The sequence below is a fragment of the Cellulophaga sp. BC115SP genome (genome assembly GCF_009905545.1).
GTDB classification, from domain to species: domain Bacteria; phylum Bacteroidota; class Bacteroidia; order Cytophagales; family Spirosomataceae; genus Flectobacillus; species Flectobacillus rivi.
Map to the genome: position 1 here is coordinate 1 of NZ_JAAALB010000045.1, position 26,269 is coordinate 26,269.

The following is a 26,269-nucleotide window of genomic DNA, read 5'->3' on the forward strand; positions in this document are numbered from 1 at the left end:
TTCAATGGCGAAAAGCGTGAATTCCGTCCAAAATTTGAAGATAAAGGTCGTGGCTTTGAAAAGCGTGACTTCAACCGCGAAGACTCTCGTCCACGTCGTGAAGGAGGATTCGATGGCGAGAAACGTGAATTCCGTCCAAGATTTGAAGATAAAGGTCGTGGCTTTGAAAAACGTGACTTCAACCGTGAAGACTCACGTCCACGTCGTGAAGGAGGATTCGATGGCGAGAAACGTGAATTTCGTCCAAGATTTGAAGATAAAGGTCGTGGCTTTGAAAAACGTGACTTCAACCGCGAAGACTCACGTGGCCCACGTCGTGAAGGAGGATTTGATGGTGAGAAACGTGAATTCCGTCCAAGATTTGACAAAGATGCTCCACGTAACGAGCGCAGAGAAGAAGGTTCGGAAAGAAAACCAAGAACGGAGAGATCTGAAAAAACTTATGGTTCGGCAAAAGCAAACTTTGGAGGAAAAAAAAACCTCTTCAAAGCACACCGCCCACAAGAAGAATCAGATAAATGGACGCCAACCTACCGTTTAGATAAATACAAAGAAACAGCACCAAAGAAAGTTCAAAAGCAAATTGAGAAAAGTGAAAGCTCTTCATCTTTAGTTCGTTTGAACCGTTACATTGCTAACGCAGGTGTATGCTCAAGACGTGAAGCTGATGATTTGATCAAAGCTGGCGAAATCAAAATCAACGGAAAGGTTGTAACAGAAATGGGTTATCAGGTAAAACACGGTGATATTGTAAAATATGGTAACCGTAAGTTGAGCCGTGAGAAAATGGTATATCTGTTGTTGAATAAACCGAAAGACTTTATCACAACTACCGAAGACCCAAATGAACGTAAAACAGTGATGGATTTGGTATCTAATGCTTGCCAAGAGCGTATTTACCCAGTAGGTCGTTTGGATAGAAACACTACAGGTTTGTTGTTGTTGACAAACGATGGTGAATTGGCTGACAAATTGACTCACCCATCAAATGAAATTACAAAAGTGTATCAAGTTGAGTTGGATAAGCCACTTACTACCGAACATTTTGATGCGATTTTGAAAGGTGTTACTTTGGAAGATGGTGAAATCAAAGCTGATGAATTAGCAATTGTAACACCAGATAACATGGTAGTAGGTATTCAAATTCACTCAGGTCGTAACCGTATTGTAAGAAGAATTTTCGAATCATTGGGCTATGAAGTATTGAAACTTGACCGTACCACCTTTGCAACCTTAAGCAAAAAAGACTTGCCAAGAGGTACTTGGAGATTCTTGACAGAACAGGAAGTAATCAAGTTGAAATATTTTGTGTAGTTTCGTTTGAGATTATATCTATTGAAAAGGCGGTATCGATTTACTTCGATACCGCCTTTTTACTTTTGTAATACCTTAAAGGCATATTTATCACAAAGAAAAAGCCCCTGATAAAATCAGAGGCTCTTATATAATTTTGAAAGTGAAATCTTGTACCGTATAAGCCGACAAAACTTGAAATTACAAGTTCATTAATGATTCGCGACGACGCATCTTTCCTGCTGGAATACCAAACATCATCTTGAAACGACGACAGAAGTAAGCAGTATCTTTATAACCTACCTCAGCGCCAATAGCACGAATCGACTTTTTAGAGGTACGCAACAAACCTACAGCGGCTTCCATACGTTGGTATTCGATATAATCTTGAGGGTTGATACCCGTCAACATTTTGAAATACTGTCCTACGTAATCCTCTGATACGTTCGCTACGTTTGCCAATACTTTGTTTGACAAGTCGCCACCGATATTGTCTTTGATATAAGCAAAGATGTCTATCAAACGTGGATCTTTGAAGTAAGTACTGTTAGTGGCTAATTGCTCAACAAACAAACGGTTTTTGATGATATAACGAATAATCTCGATAACGATTTCTTCTGTCTTTATCTTGATTACACGTCCTTTACCCAATACATCACACATATCTTCTTTCAAGATTTCGTTGATCATGTGAGCCAACTTATCGTCTCTCTTGATCAAGAAAGGAGGAATGTCTAATGAAGTAAAGAAGTTTACCGAATCAAATACTTTTGCTTCGAAAGCTACTAAGCCAAAAGAGTTTTCAACTTGACCAATTCTAGCTGGTTCAAGATTTGGCTCAAAGTACAACTCACGATGAGTCATGAACTCTTCGTTAGATACAATCTTAGGTTTGTCTGCGTTACCATAAGTTAATGATAGCATCTTTCCACCTGGGATAAAGAGCATATCGCCAACCTCTGCATGAACAGCTTCTTCACCAAATGATACCTCACCGTTGTACAAAATCAAGAGTGTGTTTTCTACGTCGTAAAAGTTCTTGATTCTGATTGGTTGTAATATTCTAATGTTACGAGACTTGATGAACTTAACACCAAGGGACTCTATGATTTTATTATAATCTTCCATTTCTGCGGCTTATTTTCTATAAATTGAAAACAATGATAGATAAATTTAGGACAAAACTAATAAATCGCATTAAAATTCCAAAATATAAATAAAAAAAGTATCAGGATTTTTTTTGCGTAAATTTCTCATACTGGGCTGATTATTATTGTAATATCCTAAGAAGAGGCTTTTTTAAGGGGGAAATTGACTGTGTTAAATATTTGAATATTTCATAGTTTTTGTGTTTTTTCAAGATAATCGGCAAGAAAAGTAAAGATTTTGAGCCAAAAAATACCAAAAAGAGGTGTATTTACGCTAAAAGCAATTTGAGGCATGAGATTAATGTAATCTTTATAAAAAAAGTACAAAAAAAGCCGCTGGGTTCTGACGAAGTGACCCAACGGCTTTAAAATTTGACTCAAAATTTTTTTTAACAACTTTAATAAACCTGTAATATGTTACTTTAATAATTCTCTGGCAATCACAATTTTCTGAATTTCGGAAGTACCTTCATAAATCTGTGTGATTTTGGCATCACGCATGAGTCGCTCAACATGAAACTCCTTCACAAATCCGTAACCTCCATGTATCTGTACCGCCTCTACGGTCGTGTCCATTGCTACTTGTGAAGCAAACAGTTTGGCCATCGCCGCCGACTTAACATAGTCTTGGTGATTGTCTTTCTCCAAAGCTGCTCTTAAACATAAAAATCTTGCGGCGTCGATTTGGGTTGCCATTTCAGCAAGCTTAAATTGAATAGCTTGGTGCTCGGCAATAGGTTTACCAAATGTTTTACGCTCCTTAGAATATTGTAAAGCCAATTCATACGCTCCCGAAGCTATCCCTAATGCTTGCGCTGCAATACCAATACGACCTCCATTGAGCGTAGACATCGCAAACTTAAATCCAAAGCCATCGGGTCCAATGCGGTTTTCTTTAGGAACCTTTACATCGGTAAACATTAACGAGTGTGTGTCTGACCCACGGATTCCCAATTTGTTTTCTTTCTTTCCAATCTGAAAACCTTCCATTCCTCTTTCCACAATGAGGCAGTTGATACCTCTATGTCCTTTTTCGGGATGCGTTTGTGCTATGACCAGATAGGTATTGGCACGACCGCCATTAGTAATCCAGTTTTTTGTACCGTTGAGCAAATAATAATCGCCCATGTCTTCGGCAGTAGTATGCTGGGAGGTTGCATCCGAACCAGCTTCGGGTTCGGATAGGGCAAAAGCTCCAATATGCTGTCCTGAGGCAAGTGGAACCAAATATTTTTGTTTTTGTTCTTCTGTGCCAAAAGCTTCCAGCCCATAGCAAACTAGGGAATTATTGACCGATACCATTACCGAGGCGGAAGCATCAATTTTGGATAATTCTTCCATTGCCAGCACGTACGAAACCGTATCCATACCACCACCGCCATACTCTGGCGAAACCATCATTCCGAGGAAACCCATTTCGCCCATTTTTCTGACCAATTCCTCTGGAAAAAACTCCTTTTCATCACGTTCAATTACACCAGATAGGAGCTCTGTTTGAGCAAAGTCTCTAGCGGCTTGTTGTACGGCTAAATGTTCTTCTGTAAACTGAAAATTTAGTCCATTTAATGCTGTTGTCATAGTTTAAAATAAAGTTTAATTGATGATCAATTGATTGAACGGTAATACAATCAAGACTCAACCTATCGTTTGTTATTATAGCTTGAGAATCTGTTACATAAGTGTGTAGCTATTGATAGGTATTTGGTATTTTAAATACCTTATATATAATGATTCAAATATAGTAAAAGGTATGCGTGCATACTATTTTTTCGAAAAAAAAATTTCCGATAGATTTTTTTGAAAGAGAAGGGTAAAATCTCCAACTTTCTCTCTAATTTTGCACTTTTACAAGAAAATGGTCGTATAAGAGAGTTTGTGATAGTCTAAACTTTTCGATAACTTGCAGAAAAACGAGTAGTTATTGAGGATTTTGTGGCGATATGACATTCTGGTATTGATAACAAATCCAAGTACGTTATCAATACAGGCAAGAAAATCGAGCTATAAGACACTAGGAAAGGAGCGAGGGAGTAATTACTCGATACAGCGACATTGCGTGAGTGAATTTGTAATAGAGACAAATCGGGTGTATTATACCAAGCTATAAACCTAAGTGTATTACCACTAATTGATTTTAAAAGTATAGTAGAGTTTAAAGATTTTAAAACAAGCCAAGAAGAACTAATAAAATGGGATTATTTAGTTTCCTTACATCCGACATTGCTATTGACTTGGGTACGGCTAATACCCTTATCATTCATAAAGATAAAATTGTGGTTGACGAGCCTTCAATCATCGCTTTAGACAAAGCTACCAACAAAGTATTAGCGATTGGTAACAAAGCGATGCAGATGCACGAAAAAACCAATGAAAATATTAAAACAATTCGTCCTTTGAAGGATGGTGTAATTGCAGACTTTACGGCTGCCGAATTGATGATTCGTGGTATGATCAAGATGATTGATACTGGTAGTCGTTTTTTCACACCTTCTCATCGTATGGTTGTTTGTATTCCATCGGGTATTACCGAGGTAGAAAAACGTGCTGTAAAAGACTCTTGTGAGCATGCAGGTGCTAAAGAGGTGTATATGGTACATGAGCCTATCGCAGCGGCAATCGGTATCGGTATTGATATTGAGCAGCCAAACGGTTCAATGATTGTTGATATCGGTGGTGGTACTACTGAAATTGCAGTTATTGCTCTTTCGGGTATCGTTTGTGAGGCTTCTGTTCGTATTGCGGGCGACGTATTTACACGTGATATTGTAGATTACATGCGTCGTGAGCACAACTTATTGATTGGTGAGCGTTCAGCTGAGTTAATCAAAATTGAAGTTGGTTCGGCATTGCCAGAATTAGAAAACCCTCCAGCAGATTACGAAATCCGCGGTCGTGACTTGATGACAGGTATTCCAAAAGAAATTAAAGTAACGTATTCTGAGATTGCTTATTCTTTGGATAAATCTATTTCCAAAATTGAAGAAGCAGTAATGAAAGCCCTAGAAGTATCTCCTCCTGAGCTTTCGGCAGATATTTACCATAACGGTATTCATTTGACAGGTGGTGGTGCCTTGTTGCATGGTTTGGACAAACGTATTGCTAATAAGACTAAGCTTCCTATTCATATTGCAGATGACCCATTAAGAGCGGTTGTAAGAGGTACAGGCGAAGTGCTGAAACACCTCGACCACTACAAGCCGATTCTAATTTCGTAATAATAACGATTTAGGATAAAGTGAATGGGAAATAGCTTAGCTCAATTTCTCATTCACTTTTTTGTTATGATTCAAGCGTTAGGCTATAAGCCCTAGACAAGAAGTATTTTTATACTTTTCACTTATGGCATAAAGTTTAGTGTCAACTGTAGGTAAAATCAATTTAACTTTTCCTACTAAATTGAGTAATAGTGCAAAATTAAGTTTGATGAGTTGAAGAGGTAAAATATTGGTAATCTATATTTTATGCTCATAGTTCAGCAGTCATACTTATTCCCTCTTGTTATTTGAAAAGTACATTCAGTTGTAGCATGCCTAGCGCTTAGAGCCTACGGTCTAAAGCTTCAATTTTTCAATTTGTCAAAAACCTTACTCTTCAAAAAGAAATGTATAGACTATTTCAGTTCATTTCAAAGCAACGAGCTTTCATTGTGTTCGTACTTTTGGAAGTACTGAGTTTGTGGATGTTTTATTCATATAATAATTACCCCAACGCTGTTTTTTTCAATACAACTAATTACTACGCAGCCAAAGCTCTCGAAACATCCAATTCTATTGCCGTGTATTATAACCTTCGCAATGTCAATCAGGATTTGGCGACGGAAAACAAGCAATTGCGTGAAATGGTGTTGAAGTTACAAGCTCAACAGTTGGTACAGCCTAAGGTAAATTATAAAGCAGACTCTATCGTTGCCGCTCGTTTTCAGCCAATCGTTGCTAAGGTAACGGAGTTGACAACCAATCAGTTCAATAATTATATCACCATCGATAAAGGTACTGCCGATGGCTTGGCACCTGGTATGGGGGTAATTTCTTCAACGGGTGTAGTTGGTAAAATCAAATCCTGTTCTGAGCACATGTCACGCGTAATTTCGGTATTACACTCCGAATATACGATGTCTGCCAAGATTAGACGAAATAACGAAATTGGTTCGGTAAAGTGGGATGGAAAAAATCCTGAGCTTTTGGAAATGACAGATGTTTCTCGCTACAAATCAGTTAAACAACGAGATACCATCGTGACTTCCGATTACAATTACGTATTCCCAGCAGATATTGCGATTGGGTATGTAACAAAAGTTGGTGTAAAGAAAGATATGACTTTTCATGATATTCAGTTGAAAGTGGCAACTAATTTCAACACACTCTCGTATGTTTACGTAATCAAAAACAGATTAGAGAAAGAAGTGAAGCAATTAGAGGAAACGCCTGAGAATAAAACTCCTCAGACTTCAAAAGCGCCACAAACAACTAAACCATAAGTAGAAAAGGAGCCATCCACTCTAATCGAAAATTAAGAACCAAGTAAATGACTCTTCGAAATATAATCCCAGAAGTTTTAACTTTTATATTCTACTTGTTGTTACAAGTGTTTTTTGTGCGACAGCTTGTTTTCTTTGATTACGCATTTTGCTTTTCTTACGTAGCAGCTGTTTTATTGTTACCATTTGAAACAAGTCGTTTGCAATTGGTGCTTTTAGGTTTTGTAGCAGGTTTATTTGTAGATATATTTTATAATACCGCAGGAGCCAATGCGGCAGCAACCACTTTGATTGCGTACTTGCGTCCGTCAATTATTACGTTGCTAACGCCACAAAGGGGATATGACGAGCGTCAAGTACTCACTTTGCGTTCGATGGGCTTTGGTTGGTTTATTTCTTACTTAGGTATTCTTACACTGATTCACCACTTTGTTTTGTTCATGTTAGAGGCATCTGATTGGGGCTTGTTCTTTCAGGTGATACTCAAAGTCTTAGCTAGTATTATTTTCACTAACACTGTTATTATTATTCTGCAATTTTTCAGAAAAGAATAAAGGAATATCTTGAAAAACAGTTGTTTGTTTGGATTTCGCGAGTCGTCGGTAGAGCTTAACACTTTCAATATTACTCCTGCTGTATTGATTGGAGAGCTTTACAATGAAGAATGTCTAGTATGCCTTTTTGTCATAAAATTGACAAAAATCATTCTTGGCAGATTGTTTGTACATAATAGTATTCAAGCGTTTGAGAATTTAGAGACAGAGTCAACGAGATAGTGATAGTAGTAGAGCTGTACTCTGTCGAACGATTGGATAATGTGTTTTTAAAAAAGAGACTCATCATCAGCTATGTCAGAGCAAGAAGAAATCCCAACTCTCCAAACCTATTCGGAAACCGAAAAACATAGAGTTTTCGAAAAGGAGTTTATGCCCCATATAGATTCTATGTACAACTTTGCGTTTCGCCTTACCAACGATGAGGACGATGCCAATGATCTTGTGCAAGATACCTACTTAAAAGCCTTTCGCTTTATCAATTCTTTTGAAGAAGGAACTAATGCCAAAGCTTGGTTGTTCAGAATCCTGAAGAATAGCTTTATCAACGATTTCAGAAAGAAATCGAAAGAACCTTCAAAAGTAGATTACCAAGATGTAGAAACAACCTACAACTCGGAGGAAGATGCTGAAACTACTCAAACGGTAGATTTACGTGCCGAAACTGTCCAAGATTTGATTGGAGACGAAATAGCCAATGCGCTCAACTCACTTCCTGTAGATTTTAGAACAGTGATTATCCTCTGCGACATCGAAGGATTTACGTATGAAGAGATGGCCAAAATCCTAGATATTCCTATTGGTACAGTACGCTCACGCTTACACCGTGCTCGTATGCTCCTCAAAGAGAAACTGAAAAGTTATGCCAAAAATTTAGGATATGATGTCAATGCTGACACTTTGGCAGAAAATTAGCTATCCGATAGGTGACATAAATCAGAAATTAAAAACTTTTTTACAAAACTGGAATTTTTTTTTTGGTCACTCTGTTCAATAACTACTTGATTTATATCAAAATACAAAAAGTTTATCGTTTGCTTTGACAAATAGATTCATTAGAAAATAACCAAGTTAACTGCTTAATTCTATAAAGACATGATTTCCGAGGCTGAGAAGGTGCAAGGGACTCCCCAACAAAAGAAGACTCATTGCGAACATGAGGGCGAATGTATGAAACTTGTTCAACTCATTGTAGATGGACAGGCGACTGAGGAGCAAATAGCTCAATTTAAAAGTAACATGGATAAGTGTTTGCCATGCGAAAAGGGCTATGAATTAGAAAAATGTATAAAAGACGCAATGCAACTAAGATTGGAAAAGAAATGTGTCCCGTCTTCTTTACTTGATTGTATCAAGAAAAAAATAAGCGGCTTGTAAAATAACAAACGCCAAGAAGAACTTTTGAAAGGTTATTAAGTTGTCCTTGTATTGGATACGACTTAATAACCTTTTGCTTTTGAGGCACTCGGCTCGCTTTGTCATATCAATAAATAATGAGTATTTTTGAAAAATAATTGGTGTGTGAAATACAACTTTTCTCTTTAGTAAGAGTATGTTTGAAAATTTTATTTGGCTTTTATCGGAAAAACAAAATTTCCCTTCGCCACACCTTACTTTTCTTGTCTTGACACAAGAAAAGTAACAAAAGAAAGTCAAGAAATCCTAAACTCGCCTGCGGCTCAAACAACAGGATTTCATAAAAATAAATACAATTTTTTTATTTTTAATGACTTATAAAATTTAATCATACTCTAAGAAGCGTTTTATAAAATCACAATACCAATCTTTTATTCCCTAAAATTTTTAAGCATTGGAAAACGGCAAACTTATTATTTTTTCGGCTCCATCTGGTTCAGGTAAAACTACTATCGTAAAGCACCTTTTGGCTACTAACTCTAATTTGGGTTTTTCTATTTCGGCATGTACGCGCGACAAACGTGGTCGTAACGAAGAAAACGGCAAGGATTATTACTTTATGACGCCAGACGAATTCAAACAAAAAATTGTACAACAAGAATTCGTGGAATGGGAAGAGGTATATCCAGGCGCTTATTATGGTACACTCAAATCAGAAATCGAAAGATTGTGGTCAGAAGGCAAGCATGTAATTTTTGATGTAGATGTACGTGGTGGCGTTAAATTGAAAGAGTATTACAAGGAGCGTGCATTATCAATTTTTGTAAAAGTACCTAGCGTAGAAGAACTAGAAAAAAGACTTCGTGAGCGCGGTACTGATTCGGAAGACTCTATCTCGAAAAGAGTTTTTAAAATGAACTTCGAAATGTCTTTCCAAGACCAATTTGACGTAGTATTGTTGAACGACAATTTGGATGAAGCCGTAGCAAAAGCACAAAAGCTTTTCGACGATTTTACAAAATAATTATAACTTACAAAAGGGTTGTTGGTAGGTCAAAAATTTGATTTACTAACAACCCTTTTGTTTTGATATCTATTCGCAATGAAAATAGGCTTGTTTTTTGGCTCATTCAATCCCATTCACGTAGGGCACTTGATTGTTGCCAATGTGATGGCAACAACTACCGATCTCGACCAAGTATGGTTTATCGTTTCGCCACAAAATCCTTTCAAGAAAAATAAATCGCTTTTACATGAGTTCGACCGTTTGGATATGGTCGAAAAAGCTATTCAGGATAATCCTCTTTTTCGTGTTTCGAATATTGAATTTTCGATGCCAAAACCTTCCTATACCATCGATACCCTAATTCGTTTGCAGGAGAAACATCCTAATTATGAGTTTAAATTAATTATTGGAGGTGATAATTTGGCACAGTTTCCTAACTGGAAAAACGCAGATAAGATTTTAGAATATTTTGGTCTATATGTTTATCCACGACCAAACTCCGAGCCAAGTGAATTAGAAAAACATCCTAATGTACAATTGGTAAAAGCTCCCTCATTGGATATTTCGGCAACATTTATTCGAGATTGTATCAAAAACGGTCAACCAATAAGATACATGGTACCCGAAGAAGTAGAAGAGTATATCCAGAGAAAGAAGTTTTATCTATAAATATCACAACGATGAAAATAGCAATTTTAGGATGCGGATGGTTGGGTTTTCCACTAGGAAAGAATCTGGTAGCCAAGGGGCATCAGGTCATAGGTTCGGTAACTTCCGAAGCCAAAACTATCCTATTGTCTGAGGCAGGAATCAGCCCTGTGGTATTACAACTCAATCCAGAGGCTGATGAACAGGCACTAACAACATTACTACAAGCAGAGGTGCTAGTAATCGCTATTCCTCCAAGAGCAGGTAAATATGGTGACTCTTTTCACGTAGAACAAATTGAAGGGATATTGCCCACGCTTCAGAAGTCAACAATTCAAAAAGTAGTTTATATTTCATCGACCTCCGTATATCCTGATTTGGGACAAGTTGCCACAGAAGATAACGAAGTAATCTCCACTCATAGTTTGATTCAGGTCGAAAACCTCTTGAAAAATGCTTTGGGAGATAATGTAACCATTTTACGTTGTGGAGGCTTGATGGGAGCAGAGCGTATTCCTGCGAAATATTTTGCTGGAAAAACAATCAATACAGGTGCTATTCCCGTCAATTATGTGCATCAAGAAGATGCGGTTGGTGTGGTGACTACCATTCTTGAAAAGGGAATATTTGGAGAAACCTTCAATGTTGTATCTCCAGAGCATCCTGTTAGAAAAGAAGTGTATTTGAAAAACTGTGCCGAGCTAGGTTTCACAGAACCTATTTTTATAGAGCCCGAAACAACGATTCCTTATAAAGTGATAGATGCTACAAAGTTGCTCAACAAGACTGGATACGAGTTTCGTTATGCCAATCCTGTGGATTATAAGTATCGAGACGTTGTTTGTTAATGGGATTTGCGTAAAATAAGTCTATTTACGAAACAGCGATGAAAAGTAGAGAATGAAGCAAAGGATTGGTAAATTAGGGTAGAAAGTATTTATATAAAATTTCACCTTAATTTAAAATTCATGAAACTACACATTGGTATCTCTCTCTTCATTTGTTGTTGGCTCTTAGGTAATCAAGCGTATGGGCAAAGTATCTCAATTAGTATCAGCAAAGGCAATCCTGAATTATCCTCTGGTATTGCCAATGGTAGTGGTTTTTTACAATTCAAAAACTACAACTTATTTGAAGTCTATCGTATGCTGTTGGCAGAGCAGAAAATTTCATTGGAAAAGCCTACAGATGTAATCGTAAAGACCGAAAATGTCAATGTAATCTTGCGCACCGATTCGCTATTATTTGAAGATGGAAAAATTATGCTGATGGATTCCCTATTAAAAAAATATAACCAAAAAGTACGATATAAAAATAAGGTAGAAGATAGATGGGTACTTTCGGTAGATGATGCAAAGAAGTTAGCAACATTTGTGACCCAAAATCTGATACCTGGGATGGTTCAGAGTAAGTCGTTCAATGGTTCGGAATTATCGGTAGTCAATATGAGTATTCCTGAAATAATAGCTGCTATCGAAGATTTGATTAAAACTCCTATTGAAAATCATATTTATGATCAGATAGACCAAAAATATAGTATGGATATTAAATTGAATCCAATTGCGTCTCTCACACAACAATTCAAACTCAAAGGTCTTAGATATATTCAGCAACCTACCGAAATTCGAATAGCTGTGATAGAATAATTTGGGTTTTGAGATAAACTACTCATCCTAAATTTGGTGATTTGTGATTGAGTGTATGAGTGATTATTACTTGTAAAGATGCAATGCTTTGAGTCTCTAATATTAGAATATAGATTTTTAATATAATCACTCATTCACAAATCACTAAATTAAAGCCCAACTCTAATCTGATCCACCAGATACGCATATTTCCTTGCTACAGGCACTTGTCCGTTTTGATTCAATAAATGTAAACGGTAGCCTTGCGCATTTCCTGATATTTTTTCTACCTGAGAAAGATTGACAATGAATGAGCGATGACATCTGAGGATATTGGTGTTTTCGGGGATTTGCCCTTCCAATCTTGTAAGACTACTACGAAGTATGGTTTTGCACAAAGTTTCATTTTCTAGAAAATACACTGTGCAATAGTTATCACTCGATTCGATATAAAGAAGATGAGGGGCAGGAATGGCTATTTTATCTTTTTCGTTTTCGGCTACCAAGCTTAAGAGTAGTTCCTCTTCTGTTTGAGTAGTAGTTGGCGTAACGATATTGGTAGGAGCTAGGGCATACTTTTTTAAGTGATAGATATAATTGATAAGAATAATCATGGTGGCAGGGAATATGCCTAAAACCAAGGTATATGTCAACATCGCAATATAACCTCCTACTTGAACATCTACCAAATGCGTAATGGCACTGTAGGCGATATTGCCACAAGCGATCGAGAATAGATTAAATGCAACATAGAGCATTTCTTTCCCTACCGTCCAATTTTCGCTTGCAAAGCTGATCGAAAAGATACGAGGCACTACAAAATAGTTGAACAACATCATGAAGGTACTCACCAATCCAAAACCTGATAATATCCAAGGTTTGCTTGGGTCGTGCCAATTGGCTGAGCCGAAGGGTTGGAAATAATTCAAAAAAGAGGCGATAAACAAACCTGTTGCAATAGATAAAACTATACTCTTTCGAGGCGTTGCGTTATGTGGATAAGGCTGAGAGAGTATTTTAAACATTGGCTTTTTGATTAATTGAATGAATGCTGAATAAATGGTTGAATATTTTTGTGTAGGGACGTAATGCTTTACGACTTAGGGTAAATTACCAGAACAGAGATTCAACCTCAAGCAAAAATAGAGAAAGCACAAGATTTATTGAAATATGGAAGAGTAAAACAATTTAGTGAATGATGATTGAGTGGATGAGTGATTATTTTAAGAATCTATATTCTAGTGGAATAAACGCAATGCTTTGCGTCTAAAAAGGAGAATCCTCCAGCATATAAAAAGGCGGTCGAAAAACTCATTTCGACCGCCTTTTTTGATACTGTATTTCAGAATGACACCTATTTAGACGCAAAGCATTGCGTCTCTACAAGTGCAACACATTTAGAAAATAATCACCAAATACATTTACTTATCTTACCGCAGTAATATCTGAAACAGCAAAAAGTGCTTTGTCTTTTGCTTCAGGATTTACAAAAACAAAATATAGGTTTTGTGTACCTGTAGCATCTGCTAAACCTAATTTTACAGGCTGTGTATTGCCTTTACCTACCTCTACCGAACTTAATACTTTACCTGTTGGGGAGCCAATATGCAACTCGATTTTACCTCCTACTGTACGTTCATCAGAAGCAAAAGCTGCCACATCAAAAGCCTTTAAGCCTGTAAGGTCAATGTTTTCGAAGCCGATATATCCTTGGTTTTTAGTAGCCGCTACAATTTCGCCCAAACCATCAATTTTTAGCTTTTGGGTTTCTTTTTGAACATCATAGCTTGTTGCTCTAAATTTGGCACTTCTCAAGGTGACCGTTTTAGTAGCATTCTGAGAGCCTAAACTTCCAGCGCCTTTATCGGTATAACTAGCTGAGAAAATATAAGTACCAGCTTTACCAGTATCTTTCGTCAAGTATTCACCTTTTACAGGCTTGCTTGCTTTGCTGTCATCTGCTAATGATAAGATGTATTTTACCATTTCAGTAGCATCTGCTTTGCTTACTTGTGGGTGGGCAGCCATAGCTTGTTCGCCCCAAACGCCACCACCACCTTTGATGATTTTGTCAGAAAGTTTACCTTCGATTTGGAAAGCACCTTTGTATTTCTTGGCTACTTCTTTATAAGCTGGTCCGATAGATTTTTTGTCTAGTGAGTGACAAGCTTTACAGTCAGACAATTCAATCAAGCGTTTTCCTGACAATACGCTCATATTCTGTTGGTGACCTTGTGCAATGATGGTTTTATCAAATCCTTCAAGATAGTCGATATTTACTTGTACATCTTCCGCTTTGATTTTTTTGTTATCTAAAGAACCATCTTCCTTGTCAGCAACTTTTACTTCGTAAGCTACTTTCTCATCATTCCAATAGAATGACTTGTTGCCTTTAATAGTCAAGGCTACTTTCGGAATATCATTGCCTACTTTGATTTCTACAGAAGCTTCTGATACATTACCAGCCACATCTTTTACTTTGAGCGTAGCCTGATAAATACCTGGTTTTGTAAAAGTAAAACTAGGATTGTTCAGCTTACTTTTTGGTGCGCCTTTTGCAAACGACCACTCGTAGCTAAGCACATCGCCATCGTAATCTTTTGTACCCTCAGAAGAGAAACTTACTTTGAGTGGTACAGCACCAGCTATCTTATCAGCACTAATTTGGACTACAGGCTTACGGTTGCCAGCATTAAACTCGATACGTGACAAACGTGCATCTTCATTTTGAGCAAACCAGTTTTGACCATACTCCAACACATATAAAGCTCCATCCTTAGCAAATTGCATATCCATTGGGTGACTAAATACCGTATTTGGCATAAAGCGCTCCATCGAAACAAAATCACCATTTGGTTTCATCGTAACGATATTGATAAAGTCACGTGCCCAGTCATAAGCAAAGAATTTTCCATCAAAATATTTAGGAAACTTTACATTCGAGTTTTGATAGTCATTGATATAATACACAGGACCGCCCATAGCATTACGTCCGCCTTTGCCAACAATAGGACCAAACTCTGGTGAGTCTGCATAAGGGTAATAAATAAAGGCTTTTTGTGCTGGAGGCAATTCTCTCAAACCCGTATTATGTGGAGAATCGTTGATAGGCTTCGATGGGTCAAATTTGATACCAACTGAATTGTCTTCGAAATTGCGCTGATTATAAGCACGGTTGTCGGCAACAAATAATGGCCAACCAAAATAACCAGCTTTACGAGCTTGGTTTACTTCATCATGACCACGAGGACCATATTTGTCTGAGTTTTCACCTGCATCTGGACCAACTTCTCCCCAATACAAATAACCAGTGTGTTTATCTACCGAAATACGATATGGGTTACGGTTACCCATTACATAAATTTCAGGACGAGTTTTTTCAGTACCCACAGGGAAAAGGTTGCCTTCTGGAATCGTGTAAGAACCGTCGTCAGTAGGTTTAATTCTTAAAATTTTTCCTCTCAAATCATTGGTATTTGATGACGTAGCACGAGCATCCCAACCCGCACGACCCGCACGATTATCGATCGGAGCAAAGCCCTCTGAAGCAAATGGATTGGTGTCATCTCCTGCTGAAAGGTACAAGTTTCCTTGGCTATCCCATTCGATTGAGCCACCAGTGTGACAACAGTCAGTACGTTTTACAGGAACTCTCAATAACGTTTTTTCGGAAGAAAATACCAATGTATCTTTTACGTCATCATAAACAAATCTTGAAAGTCGGTTGGCGGTATCTGCACCAGCAACTTCATACGATGGACTGTAAAATAAGTAAATCCATTTGTTTTGGTTGTATTTTGGGTCAATATTCAAACCCATCAAACCGTACTCAAATTTTGAATATACGCGCAAATCGGCTGCTACTTTGGTTTTTTTCGTAACAGGGTTATATACCTTTAATAAACCTTTTCTTTCTGTAAATAATACTTTACCATTATCCAAAACTGCCAATTCGGTTGGCTCATCAAGGTTTTTATCTAATACAATTTTAGTAAAACGGTTTTCTTCTGGCGCATATTCGCTACGAGCTTTTGAGTAATCTAATGCCGAGCCAGAAGCTACCCATTGCAAGCCTCCCCAAATATGACTCATTGGAATTTCGTCTGAGAAAGTCTCATGTGTATGTCCCCAGTTAGTGTAAAATGCACGACCGCCATCGTATTCGTGATACCAAGACATAGGGTGGAAATCGCCCATTTTACCTTCTTGGTAAGATTTTTCGTCAAGAGTAATCAATACTTTAACGTCTTTGTTAAACTCTTTGAAGTCATAGAATTCATCTTTTCTTTCAAAAGTCGTAGGCAAAGTACTTGTCGAAATATGGTTTTTGTCAGTTACTGTAAATTTACCCATCTGAACATTCGATACATTTTTGCCAGGGTGACCATTAAAGTAGCCTCCAACCAGCTTGCCGTACCAAGGCCAGTCATATTCAGTATCTGATGCTGCATGCACACCCATAAAACCGCCTCCCGATTGGATATAGCGCTCAAAAGCTATTTGTTGTGCAGGATTGAGTACATCGCCTGTAGTACTCATGAATATCACTACAGCATATTTCTTGAGGTTATCCTCTGTGAATTTTGTAGCATTTTCGGTAGTGTCTACCCCAAAGCCGTATTTCTGACCTAGGTCTTGCATGCCCTTAATACCATAAGGAATTGAGCTATGTCGAAAGCCAGCAGTTTTAGAAAACACTAGCACTTTTTTGCCCTGCAAAGGATTGGAGGTCTGTGCCTTTAGAGAGAGAATGGCTAAAGAGAAGAGAGCCATTAAGGCGAGCCTTAATTTTTTCATAATAAATTGTAATTGGATAGTTTGAAAGAAACCAATATAGATAAATACGTTTTTGAATAATACCAAAATTAACCAAAAAACAACTTGTGTTCTATACTGTTCTGTAATTGTGGTTGAATATAAATAAAAAAAGTTGAATTAGGATAGTTTTTAGACACTACGAGGGTAGTTGAGTTGTGACAGAAAAGACTAAATTTGTATGAGTACCTATATGCAAGCACTTTAACTTTAATTCACTTAAATAACTTTAAAAAAGGTACAAAAAAGCAAGTCACACAAATAGCTTACAGCTTTATGTTTTGTACTAAAACCTTGTAAAAACTATGCGTCTTATCAAACGAATTTTAATGGGGCTACTTATCGTAGTCGTGCTATTGGGGCTAGGAGTATTTGTCTGGCTCAAGTCTAAAGTGGCAAATCATGACCAAGAAATAAATCTACAAGGACTCTCACAACCCGTGGAGGTTCTATGGGATGATTTTGGAATCCCTCATATTTATGCTCAAACGGAAGAAGACGCCTATTTCGCGTTGGGCTATGTGCATGCACAAGAAAGACTTTTCCAGATGGAAGCCCTTCGTCGCTTGGCAGATGGACGCCTCTCGGAGGTATTTGGCGATATGGCATTGGAAAGTGATAAGTTTTTCAGAAGTCTTGGTTTTAGAAAATATGCAGAACAAACCATCGCTCAGTATCCTAAAAATGAAGGCTATGTCAAAGCTGCTTCTGCGTATGTGAATGGCGTCAATGCTTTTATCGAAAATGGAGATACGCCTGTAGAATTTGAACTTTTGAAAATTCCGAAAACACCTTTTTCAAATCTAGATTTACATATTATTCAAGGCTATATGGGTTTTTCTTTTGCGGATGCTTTTCGCACAGATCCGTTGATGACCTATATCCAACAAAGTCTTGGCGAAGAATATACCAAGGATTTGGTAACAACTTGGGCAACCAATGCGGAGAAAATCCCTGTTACAAAAGGCAATGAAAAAGAAATAGCGCTTCGCAAAGGTGCCGAATCCGTACAAAATCTGTTGGCATTGGGCAACCAAGTGCTTGAATTACAAAAAGCAGCGCCTTTTCCTACGTTTCATGGTTCAAACTCATGGGTTGTGGCTGGAAGTAAAACAAAAAGTAAAGGTGTGATTTTTAGTAATGATACCCATATTGCTTTTTCTCAACCTTCGGTATTTTTTGAGGCTAATTTGGTTTATCCTAATCAAAACTTTTATGGAAACTTCATCGCTGGTATTCCTATGGCTGTGATTGGGCATAACGATAAAGCTGGCTGGGGCTTAACGATGTTTGAAAATGATGATGTTGATTTTTATAGAGAAAAAATAAATCCTGCTAATGCCAATCAGGTTTGGTTTAAAGACCATTGGGAAGATTTGACGATTAGAAAAGAAGTCATAAAAGTAAAAGGAAAACCAGATGTAGCTGTGCAATATCGCTCGTCGAGACATGGTGTTTTGATTAATGAGTTTGATAAAAAGTTTGCTCATGAAAAATCACCTGTTGCCTTGTGGTGGGTATTAACACAATTTCCTGACCGTTCTCTAAAAGTCTTTTATGATTTGGCACATGCTACCGATGTTAAACAAGCGGAAGCTGCTGCTTCGATGATTCATTTCCCTGGTCTGAATGTGATGTATGGCGACGCCAAAGGCAATATTGCTTGGTGGGCATCGGCAAAACTCCCTAAGCGTCCTGCTCATGTAAAGCCCTACATGATTCTGGATGGTGCTAGTGGCAAAGATGAGATAGAGGGCTGGTTAGATTTTTCTCAAAATCCGCATGCTGTAAATCCTGCTAGTGGGTTTGTATATTCTGCCAATAACCAACCTGAAGATATGGGTACAGGATTGGTAGCAGGTTACTATGTTGCGCCAGACCGTGCAACTCGTATTAAGCAACTATTGAATACTTCAAAAAATGATTGGACGGTAGAAGATATGCACAAAATGATTACTGAGCATAAAAGCGCCATGGCGCCAACTGTGATTCAAAGTATTGCTCCAATTATTAAATCAACAGGGCATACTGAACTCCTGACTTGGGATGGTACACACGATTTGGAAGATATCGAACCAACGATTTATTATAGATTTTTGTATCGTATGTACGAGGCTACTTTCAAAGACGAGCTAGGTGCTGAAGGGTTCAAAGCATTTATCAATTCTCAAACCATGAAACGTTCTTTACAAAACTTTATCGTTAATGATACTTCTAAATGGTGGGATAATAAGGATACAAAGAATATAGAAACTCGTACACAAATTATTCAATCGGCTTTGAATCAGGCTTATACCGATTTGACAGCACAACTTGGAGCAGATAAAAAGGCGTGGTATTGGCAAAAAGTTCACTCGCTCGAACACGTACATCCTGTAGGTAGACAAAAGCCTTTGAACAAACTCTTTAATGTAGGACCTTTACCAGCTATGGCAGGTAAGGAGGTAATCAATAATCTTGATTTTCCACTAGATTCTTCGGGATATTACAAGGTTAGTTATGGCCCAGCTTTGCGTCGTGTGATAGATTTCTCAAAACCTTTTGAAGGTCAAAGCATTAATCCAACGGGACAATCTGGCTATTTTATGAGCAAACATTACGATGATCAGGCTCGTATGTATGTAGACGGAAAATTTAGAGGAGAACTTATTCGAAAAGAAGACGTAGAAAAAGTTAAATCAGGTAAGCAGGTGTTGAAGCCAAATCAATAAAAGGTGTTAAGTGACAAAGCACAGAGGCACAAAGTGATTTATTTAGAACACTTTGTGCCTCTGTGCCTTTGCTACTGTTCACTCCAAAACTCTTACCAATCACGGCGATGATGATGACCTCTTTCTGGCACAACAATTACGACACGGTCACGTCCACGGCGATTGTTATATGAATATGAATCAAATCTTCTAGGGTTGTTGCGAATATCGTATGGATTACGTGGATCTACAGGAAAATAACGATTAGCCCATTGTTGGCGATGTGAGCAATAACTATAGGTATCGCAATTACAACGGTAATCATAATCATTGTAACGACCATGCGAATGATTGTCATAGACTGGACGAGGGTCGTAAGGATTTCGTGTATCAAAAACTCTACTACGTTCATCATAAGGGTTACGAGGATCTAATGGAAACTCACGGCTAGGTGCATTTCTCGAATAGTCATCATAGCGATTGTCATTGTAAGGATTATTTCTGTTATAGTCATCGCGACGGTCATATCCTTGAGCAAAAGTAGAGCTTGCAACCAATACAAGCCCTAGGCTCAAGATAGCAATAGTGGAAAGAAATATGTTACGTTTCATAGCACTTAATTGATTTTTGATTGAGAATTTGACTATAAAACGGGTGTAAGAATCTGCATATTTTGACCCTATGTGTTAATGATTTGTTAAACCAAAATCTAACCGAAATCTAATCCAGAAGCGCTAACTTTTGGTATAACTTGCATGTTCAAATAGCAAAGGAAATGTCCAATGTTTTGAGACGTTAACTCCTTTCAAACAGACAAATAAACAATGACAACTGAAATTCTTATTTCACTGCTTACCCTGATTGTACTTGAAATCGTTTTGGGTATCGACAACATTATTTTTATTTCTATTCTTTCTGACAAACTCCCTCCCGAAAATCGTAAAAAAGCAAGATTGGTAGGTTTGAGTCTTGCGCTAGTTTTGCGTCTAATCTTATTGGCAGGTATTAGCTGGATCATGAAGCTCGATAAAACCTTAATGACGGTTTCGGGAATAGATTTTTCGGGAAAAGACTTAATTCTTATTGCAGGGGGCTTTTTCTTACTGTATAAAAGTAACAAAGAGATTTTTGAAAAAACTGAAGAGGGAGAGCATGCTAGTTCGACACCAGTACCCAAATCATTTGTCAAAATCATTGGGCAGATTTTATTGCTAGATTTAGTCTTTTCGATTGACAGTATTATTACGGCAGTGGGTTTGGTAGATGAATTGTGGGTGATGTATGCCGCCGTAATTGTGTCTATATCGATTATGCTAGCGGTGGCAGGGGCAATCAGTAGCTTTATTAGTAAGCATCCTTCTTTAAAGATTTTGGCTCTATGTTTTCTAATGATGATTGGGGTGACGCTAATTGCCGAAGGATTAGATTTTCATATTCCTAAACAATATATCTATTTCTCAATGGCATTTTCATTCTTTGTGAATATGATACAGATTAGAAAAACGAGCAAATAATTTGCAGGCTAGTTGTAGAGACGCAATGCCGCTCAAGTATTGAGTGATTTGTGATTGAGTGCATGAGTGATTTATGTTGAAATTTATAAGCTAGCTGTAGAGACGTAATGCTTTGTATCTTAAGCTGAGTCAGGTAGCAAAAAAGCGGTCGAAAATTGTTTTTTCGACCGCTTTTTTGATGAAATTGAGAGAATCATCCTAGTTTCAGAATGGTTCATGTTTATTCATTACTTTCCCAAAAATTAAGTAATCGTGCAGAATTAATTCTAATGAATGAGGTAAAATATTAGTAATCAAAAATTTACACTCAAAACTCATCACTCACAATTCAGCACTCATACTCACTTACTTATTCACATCCATTGTTCTTGTCAACGTAGTGGGTTTAGAGGTATCTAGCACTACAGTTTTACGAATCGTTTCATGTCCATCGCTGATTTCGAAAGTATATTTTCCATCACCAAGTTCAGACATATCAAATTTACCATGATACGACTCTGTATTTTTACGAACTGTGGAGGTATTTAGGATTTCGCCATCTTCGTTTTTCAAGGTAATCGTTACCGATTTTCCAATAATTTTTTCAAGCATGATATTCATTTTGGCGGCACCTTTGGTTTGATACATGCCAATTCTGAATGTTTTGGCTTTGGCAGTGTAATTACTGCTATTGTCGTTATTGTCGGCTAATGAGACAAATGAAGTCAAAGCCATTAAAATTAATACTACAGGTTTAAAGAGCGTTTTCATATTATTGAATGAGAAGTTTAAATGAGGCCTACAGTCTTTTCAGACATTCAGCATATTAGATTAAAGAGGAATTTTACTGCGCTGTCGCCTCGTGGCTTTCAGCAATTTATATATTCAAAAAAGAGGTTTTGATGACTTGTAATCTTTGAATGATCGGCGGTCGGTTATTCGTATTTACCAATACTCGACCGCCGAGTGTCCATTCTCTAGCGTTCGTCGGGCGCTCGAACTGGACTATTTATTAACTGTCAGGTTTCTTGTTGTTTCTTGCGTTTCAGGAGACTGAAGATTTACAGTCTTAACAATTTTCTCGGTTCCGTCAGTGATTTCGAAAGTATAAACTCCGTCTTCCAACTGGCTCATGTCAAACTTACCGTAATACGAAGGGGTATTTTTCGCAACATACTCTTGGTGTAATACTTTTCCCGAAGGGTCTTTCAAGATAATCTTTACCTTTTTATCGGTTACTTTTTCAAGCATCAAATTCATATTCAATGAATTTTTGCTTTTGAACATGCCAACTTCAAACGTCTTCGTCTTATTTGCGTTGCTGTTGTCGTTGTTTGCGAAACTAACTACAGATAAAACTGTTAATGCAGAGATTGAGAAGAGTTGAGCGAACGTTTTCATGACTTTTATAAATGTTTAGAAAGTTAAACCTTAATGCTTGATTACGTGTCAAGAAGAAAAGTTTTGATTGAGAGTTAATTTTAAAACTGTTTTTGAATCTTTATGTACTTGTTGTGCTGAATTCTTGAATCAAAGTTATGTGTTTTAACCAGTACCTTGCAATACAAAATACCATAATCGGTCGTCTAGTCGGTTGAATGGTAAAAATCTCGGTACAAATTGCTGAGATATTGACTAAACTGGTAGGATATATGGATTAACGGTTAAGGCAGGGCTTTTCTTTACGAATTCTATCCATAAGATGCAGGCAAAAGCATAGATGTTGCATGAAGATTGAAAAAAAAATATTTTTTTCAAAAAGTAGCAGAGGGTTGTAGGAGCAAAGGCACAAAGGGAAATGAGTCCTTTCTATTTTTAAATCGTCAAATTTTCAAATTACACAATGTCCATCAAATCCTGTAGCCATTCTTAAAGTCCGCATACCATTCTTACAATCTTTCTTACAGGACAGCCCTCGACTGTATAATATTGTATCAAGTAATTCGAGAAGATTTTGTAAATTTCATTCTTTACAAATCTACATTATACTTTATCCTCAAAATCAAAACTATGTCAACAGAAGAAAAAAGCATCGGGAAGAAAATTCTGAGTTTCTTTATTCAAGATGTACCCGGATCATCGCCCGCTACGCCCAGCCAAAGCGTAACACCTGAGCCTCAAGCTACACCTGTTAGTCAGAATGTAGTACGACCATCAGAGACGAATGCTAGTACGGATAAGAAGTTTGTTGACCATTTTGTGCAACTACTCGAAAAAGCCAATCTTCCGGGTGCCGACTATTTTGAGTTTATGCAAACCATGAAAAGTTTGTCTGGCTTAGGCTTATCAGAGGAAAAGCAGTTTCAGGCTGCTTGGGCAAGTTTTAGAACCATGGGCGGAGTTTCGGATATTAATATATTGGTCAATACTGCCAATCAATATGTCCAAATACTTGAAAATGATAAAGCTGCCTTTCTGAAAGATGCCGACGCAGCTATTAAAGAGCGTGTAGGCAATCTGCAAAATCAGGTAAAACAAATGCAAGATGAAAACAAGCAAATGGCCGAGCAGATTATTGCTTTACAAAAGAAAATAGAACAAAATAATAGTACTATAGAGAAAGTATCGGGAGATATTGAAGAACAAAGTGCTAAAATCAATAATAACAAAGCAGGGTATCAGGTTACACACGATTTCTTTGTAGACCAAATCAAGTCTGATATTTTCAAGATACAAGAACATTTATTGAAATAAGGCTTCTAAACTTTTAAATGACTCGTGCCTCAGTGTGACTGTGTACGAATAGAAATTAACCAAAACCAATTAAACTAATGGCAGATTTATCACAAATAGGAGGAGGTGATGCTCCCCAGAAATCATTTTGGAGTAAACCCGAAGGTGTCACCTCATTGTTGTTCTTAGGCGCAGCAGGAGCGGTGGGCTTGTATTACTTCAACAAGATTGTTGAGTTTTTGATTAAAGTAACTGAAAATACGCTTTATCTGGGCGCCTTGTTGGCGGTATTAGGTTTGTTTGTGTTTTTGATAACAAGTAAAGATGTACGCACAGCGGCATTTTTCTTGTTCAAAACTACGATGCGCAAAATTGCAGGTTTGGTGATTCAGCTAGACCCTATTGCAATCATGAAAATCTATATCGAAGATTTGAAAGAAAAGCGTCAAAAAATGTCTGGTCAAATCGATATTTTGGCAGGTCAGTTGGTTAAATTGAATAAGAAAATCAATGAAAACAATGACCAAATCAAGCAAAAATTTGCTGAGGCTAATAAGGCAAATACCATGATTGATAAGCCAGGCATGAGAGAAGCTGCCTCGTTGGCAACGATTGAAGGGGCTGGTTTGCAAGAAATGAATGAGAAGTTGTTGCCTTTACAACGTAACATGAAGACTGTGTTGAGCTTTATGGAAAAGGTACAATCATCGGCAGATTATATTATCAAGGAAACCGAAATCAAGGTAAAATTGAAAGAGGCTGAATACGAAATCGTAAAAAGTAGCTCAAATGCCTTGAAAACAGCTATCAGTATTTTTAAAGGAAATCCTGATAAAAAATTCTACTTCGATGAGTCGATGGAATATATCCAAGACGATATGAGTAAGAAACTAGGAGAAATGAAGCGCGCGATGGATTTGTCAATGGACTTTATCAATGGTGTAGATATTCAAAATGGTATTTTGACCGACAAAGGTCAAGCCATGCTTGAAGCTTACAATAGCGGTGAGTTCAAATTGATTAGTCTGGATTCGTCACCAAGCACTGGTTCTTCAACACCACATATTCCTCCTGCGAAGGATTCAGGATATAAAGGTTTGTTAGAATAAATTACCCAAGCGAGAGACAGTAACTTGTCTCTCGCTTTTTTATGGAAAAAGCTCTTCCCTAAATAATTCAATCCTTCGTTTGTGATTAGCTAGAGAAGCTATAATTTTGCAAACCTTATCCAAAGGCAAAAGGTCGGCTAAGTAGTTGACTTTAAAGTTGCAAAAATTACAACTTCATGGCTAAAAATCGCTTATCAGAAACAGTTTCGGCATCGACATCAGTACCTAACACGGAAAAATCCAAATCAGTATATTTCCCTAATCTTAACGGAGTACGGTTTATTGCGGCTTTCAGTGTGTTGATACATCATATCGAGCAAGCAAAAGCTGCTTTTGGTTTGCCTAATTTATATTCAAATCATATTGTTAAGCATGCAGGAAAGCAGGGAGTAGGTTTGTTTTTTGTGCTTAGCGGTTTTTTGATTACTTATTTATTGCTTAGTGAAAAAAGTAAAAATAACACTATCAATATCAAGAACTTCTATGTTCGTCGTGTGCTTCGTATATGGCCTATTTATTACATCATTGTACTTTTAGGAACCTTAGTTTTACCACATTTCAAGCTCTTTTATTGGCAATCTGCTGCGGAGGTATTAAGTAATGCAGAAGCATTTTGGCCTCGCTTGTCGTTGTTGATGATGATTTTGCCGAACCTTAGCTTCATTTTTTACGAGTTACCCTATCTGTGTTCACAAACATGGTCTATTGGTGTCGAAGAGCAATTTTATTACCTCTGGCCTTGGTTGATTCGTGCTAATTCTTGGAAGGCAAGATTCGGTATTATTGCTATTTTTATACTAGGGACAGCCTCTATCTTCTTGATTTACTTTTTCTTTTTTACCAATAATACCATCGACGAATTGCCTAGGTATGTCTTTTTCTTCTTCAGCCAATTTCGAATTATGATGATGGTTATGGGTGGAGTAGGAGCTTATTTAGTATTTACCAAGCACTCAATTTTAGCATTTCTATTTCAGAGAAAAGTACAATTTGTAGTTTATGGTATTTTATTAATAATTATTATTTCTGGCTACGAGTTTAAGGGAATAAATCTTGAATTGTTAAGTGTTTTCTTCTGCTATTTTATCGTTAATGTTGCCGTAAATCCTCAGTCGATTATAAATCTTGAGCAATCTGTGGTATCTTATTTGGGTAAGATTTCCTATGGACTTTACATCTATCATATTGCTATCAACGTTGCTATCATGAACCTTTTGCAGCCTTATCAACATACTTGGTCGTTGGGTGTGTATAACTTGGTTATGTATGGGCTAACCATTGGTTTGACGGTTGCTGTAGCAAGTTTATCTTTCCACTTTTTAGAACAAAAACTATTAGCTTTAAAGGTAAAGTTTGGTCACTAGTCCTTAGAGCAAATCATA

General features: G+C 37.3%; 21 protein-coding genes. 14 read left to right on the forward strand and 7 right to left on the reverse strand.

Annotation, left to right across the window (positions count from 1 at the left end; all coding sequences use genetic code 11):
* The coding region (locus GVN22_RS27930) for a pseudouridine synthase (protein WP_166553234.1) at window positions 1-1,314 on the forward strand (1,314 nt) is incomplete at its 5' end.
* Between the two features lie 180 nt (window positions 1,315-1,494).
* On the opposite strand, the gene GVN22_RS22340 is transcribed toward GVN22_RS27930, so the two are convergent.
* Together GVN22_RS22340 and GVN22_RS22345 are read right to left on the reverse strand one after the other, a co-directional pair.
* The gene (locus GVN22_RS22340; protein WP_095166228.1) at window positions 1,495-2,421 is read right to left on the reverse strand and encodes an AraC family transcriptional regulator; all 927 of its coding nucleotides are present in this window, start codon (window positions 2,419-2,421) and stop codon (window positions 1,495-1,497) included.
* Window positions 2,422-2,858: 437 nt separating this feature from the next.
* Window positions 2,859-4,019, reverse strand: a complete 1,161-nt coding sequence (locus GVN22_RS22345) for an acyl-CoA dehydrogenase (protein WP_166553235.1) — start codon at window positions 4,017-4,019, stop codon at window positions 2,859-2,861.
* A gap of 611 nt (window positions 4,020-4,630) precedes the next feature.
* On the opposite strand from GVN22_RS22345, the gene GVN22_RS22350 reads away from it, so the two are divergent.
* The 8 genes from GVN22_RS22350 to GVN22_RS22385 all read left to right on the forward strand — a co-directional run bounded on the left by GVN22_RS22350 (window position 4,631) and on the right by GVN22_RS22385 (window position 12,128).
* On the forward strand, window positions 4,631-5,656 hold the full coding sequence (locus GVN22_RS22350; protein WP_095166233.1) for a rod shape-determining protein: 1,026 nt from the start codon (window positions 4,631-4,633) through the stop codon (window positions 5,654-5,656).
* Between the two features lie 386 nt (window positions 5,657-6,042).
* Complete coding sequence (gene mreC, locus GVN22_RS22355) at window positions 6,043-6,918, forward strand: rod shape-determining protein MreC (RefSeq protein ID WP_166553236.1); 876 nt, start codon at window positions 6,043-6,045, stop codon at window positions 6,916-6,918.
* Between the two features lie 116 nt (window positions 6,919-7,034).
* Entirely contained in the window at window positions 7,035-7,472 is a 438-nt protein-coding gene (locus GVN22_RS22360) for a hypothetical protein (protein ID WP_205691006.1), read from the forward strand.
* A 294-nt stretch (window positions 7,473-7,766) separates the two neighbouring features.
* Window positions 7,767-8,387: a sigma-70 family RNA polymerase sigma factor gene (locus tag GVN22_RS22365; protein WP_095166239.1), complete on the forward strand. Its 621-nt coding sequence runs from the start codon at window positions 7,767-7,769 to the stop codon at window positions 8,385-8,387.
* 895 nt (window positions 8,388-9,282) lie between these two features.
* The gene (gmk, locus tag GVN22_RS22370; RefSeq protein WP_166553238.1) at window positions 9,283-9,852 is read left to right on the forward strand and encodes a guanylate kinase; all 570 of its coding nucleotides are present in this window, start codon (window positions 9,283-9,285) and stop codon (window positions 9,850-9,852) included.
* 78 nt (window positions 9,853-9,930) lie between these two features.
* A complete protein-coding gene (nadD, locus tag GVN22_RS22375; protein ID WP_166553239.1) occupies window positions 9,931-10,503 on the forward strand; it encodes a nicotinate (nicotinamide) nucleotide adenylyltransferase in 573 nt (190 codons plus the stop codon).
* Between the two features lie 11 nt (window positions 10,504-10,514).
* Window positions 10,515-11,330 (forward strand): NAD(P)-binding domain-containing protein, encoded by an 816-nt coding sequence (locus GVN22_RS22380; protein ID WP_166553240.1) that lies wholly within the window; start codon window positions 10,515-10,517, stop codon window positions 11,328-11,330.
* Window positions 11,331-11,450: 120 nt separating this feature from the next.
* Window positions 11,451-12,128, forward strand: a complete 678-nt coding sequence (locus GVN22_RS22385; protein WP_166553241.1) for a hypothetical protein — start codon at window positions 11,451-11,453, stop codon at window positions 12,126-12,128.
* A 149-nt stretch (window positions 12,129-12,277) separates the two neighbouring features.
* Here the strand turns inward: GVN22_RS22385 and GVN22_RS22390 are convergent, their stop codons facing one another.
* Window positions 12,278-13,132, reverse strand: a complete 855-nt coding sequence (locus GVN22_RS22390) for a LytTR family DNA-binding domain-containing protein (RefSeq protein ID WP_166553242.1) — start codon at window positions 13,130-13,132, stop codon at window positions 12,278-12,280.
* A 400-nt stretch (window positions 13,133-13,532) separates the two neighbouring features.
* Complete coding sequence (locus tag GVN22_RS22395) at window positions 13,533-16,904, reverse strand: ThuA domain-containing protein (protein WP_166553243.1); 3,372 nt, start codon at window positions 16,902-16,904, stop codon at window positions 13,533-13,535.
* A 323-nt stretch (window positions 16,905-17,227) separates the two neighbouring features.
* Between GVN22_RS22395 and GVN22_RS22400 the strand changes: the two genes are divergently transcribed.
* Window positions 17,228-19,633, forward strand: coding sequence for a penicillin acylase family protein (locus GVN22_RS22400; RefSeq protein ID WP_166553244.1), 2,406 nt, complete (start codon window positions 17,228-17,230; stop codon window positions 19,631-19,633).
* A gap of 92 nt (window positions 19,634-19,725) precedes the next feature.
* Here the strand turns inward: GVN22_RS22400 and GVN22_RS22405 are convergent, their stop codons facing one another.
* Entirely contained in the window at window positions 19,726-20,223 is a 498-nt protein-coding gene (locus GVN22_RS22405; protein ID WP_166553245.1) for a hypothetical protein, read from the reverse strand.
* Between the two features lie 213 nt (window positions 20,224-20,436).
* On the opposite strand from GVN22_RS22405, the gene GVN22_RS22410 reads away from it, so the two are divergent.
* A complete protein-coding gene (locus GVN22_RS22410) occupies window positions 20,437-21,126 on the forward strand; it encodes a TerC family protein (protein ID WP_166553246.1) in 690 nt (229 codons plus the stop codon).
* Window positions 21,127-21,471: 345 nt separating this feature from the next.
* Here the strand turns inward: GVN22_RS22410 and GVN22_RS22415 are convergent, their stop codons facing one another.
* Window positions 21,472-21,876, reverse strand: coding sequence for a hypothetical protein (locus GVN22_RS22415; protein ID WP_166553247.1), 405 nt, complete (start codon window positions 21,874-21,876; stop codon window positions 21,472-21,474).
* Window positions 21,877-22,110: 234 nt separating this feature from the next.
* Window positions 22,111-22,506, reverse strand: a complete 396-nt coding sequence (locus GVN22_RS22420; RefSeq protein WP_166553248.1) for a hypothetical protein — start codon at window positions 22,504-22,506, stop codon at window positions 22,111-22,113.
* A gap of 609 nt (window positions 22,507-23,115) precedes the next feature.
* Between GVN22_RS22420 and GVN22_RS22425 the strand changes: the two genes are divergently transcribed.
* The 3 genes from GVN22_RS22425 to GVN22_RS22435 all read left to right on the forward strand — a co-directional run bounded on the left by GVN22_RS22425 (window position 23,116) and on the right by GVN22_RS22435 (window position 26,251).
* A complete protein-coding gene (locus GVN22_RS22425) occupies window positions 23,116-23,799 on the forward strand; it encodes a hypothetical protein (RefSeq protein WP_166553249.1) in 684 nt (227 codons plus the stop codon).
* A 77-nt stretch (window positions 23,800-23,876) separates the two neighbouring features.
* A complete protein-coding gene (locus tag GVN22_RS22430; protein ID WP_095166266.1) occupies window positions 23,877-24,887 on the forward strand; it encodes a hypothetical protein in 1,011 nt (336 codons plus the stop codon).
* Between the two features lie 176 nt (window positions 24,888-25,063).
* A complete protein-coding gene (locus tag GVN22_RS22435) occupies window positions 25,064-26,251 on the forward strand; it encodes an acyltransferase (protein WP_166553250.1) in 1,188 nt (395 codons plus the stop codon).
* The last annotated feature ends 18 nt before the right edge of the window (window positions 26,252-26,269 follow it).

Coding starts and splice junctions, on each gene's coding strand:
- GVN22_RS22385 (WP_166553241.1), top strand. CDS start 11,451: ATGAAACTACACATTGGTATCTCTCTCTTCATTTGTTGTTGGCTCTTA.
- GVN22_RS22435 (WP_166553250.1), top strand. CDS start 25,064: ATGGCTAAAAATCGCTTATCAGAAACAGTTTCGGCATCGACATCAGTA.
- GVN22_RS22410 (WP_166553246.1), top strand. CDS start 20,437: ATGACAACTGAAATTCTTATTTCACTGCTTACCCTGATTGTACTTGAA.
- GVN22_RS22380 (WP_166553240.1), top strand. CDS start 10,515: ATGAAAATAGCAATTTTAGGATGCGGATGGTTGGGTTTTCCACTAGGA.
- nadD (WP_166553239.1), top strand. CDS start 9,931: ATGAAAATAGGCTTGTTTTTTGGCTCATTCAATCCCATTCACGTAGGG.
- GVN22_RS22365 (WP_095166239.1), top strand. CDS start 7,767: ATGTCAGAGCAAGAAGAAATCCCAACTCTCCAAACCTATTCGGAAACC.
- GVN22_RS22340 (WP_095166228.1), bottom strand. CDS start 2,421: ATGGAAGATTATAATAAAATCATAGAGTCCCTTGGTGTTAAGTTCATC.
- GVN22_RS22430 (WP_095166266.1), top strand. CDS start 23,877: ATGGCAGATTTATCACAAATAGGAGGAGGTGATGCTCCCCAGAAATCA.
- GVN22_RS22395 (WP_166553243.1), bottom strand. CDS start 16,904: ATGAAAAAATTAAGGCTCGCCTTAATGGCTCTCTTCTCTTTAGCCATT.
- GVN22_RS22400 (WP_166553244.1), top strand. CDS start 17,228: ATGCGTCTTATCAAACGAATTTTAATGGGGCTACTTATCGTAGTCGTG.
- GVN22_RS22390 (WP_166553242.1), bottom strand. CDS start 13,132: ATGTTTAAAATACTCTCTCAGCCTTATCCACATAACGCAACGCCTCGA.
- GVN22_RS22420 (WP_166553248.1), bottom strand. CDS start 22,506: ATGAAAACGTTCGCTCAACTCTTCTCAATCTCTGCATTAACAGTTTTA.
- GVN22_RS22415 (WP_166553247.1), bottom strand. CDS start 21,876: ATGAAAACGCTCTTTAAACCTGTAGTATTAATTTTAATGGCTTTGACT.
- GVN22_RS22425 (WP_166553249.1), top strand. CDS start 23,116: ATGTCAACAGAAGAAAAAAGCATCGGGAAGAAAATTCTGAGTTTCTTT.
- GVN22_RS22345 (WP_166553235.1), bottom strand. CDS start 4,019: ATGACAACAGCATTAAATGGACTAAATTTTCAGTTTACAGAAGAACAT.
- GVN22_RS22350 (WP_095166233.1), top strand. CDS start 4,631: ATGGGATTATTTAGTTTCCTTACATCCGACATTGCTATTGACTTGGGT.
- mreC (WP_166553236.1), top strand. CDS start 6,043: ATGTATAGACTATTTCAGTTCATTTCAAAGCAACGAGCTTTCATTGTG.
- GVN22_RS22405 (WP_166553245.1), bottom strand. CDS start 20,223: ATGAAACGTAACATATTTCTTTCCACTATTGCTATCTTGAGCCTAGGG.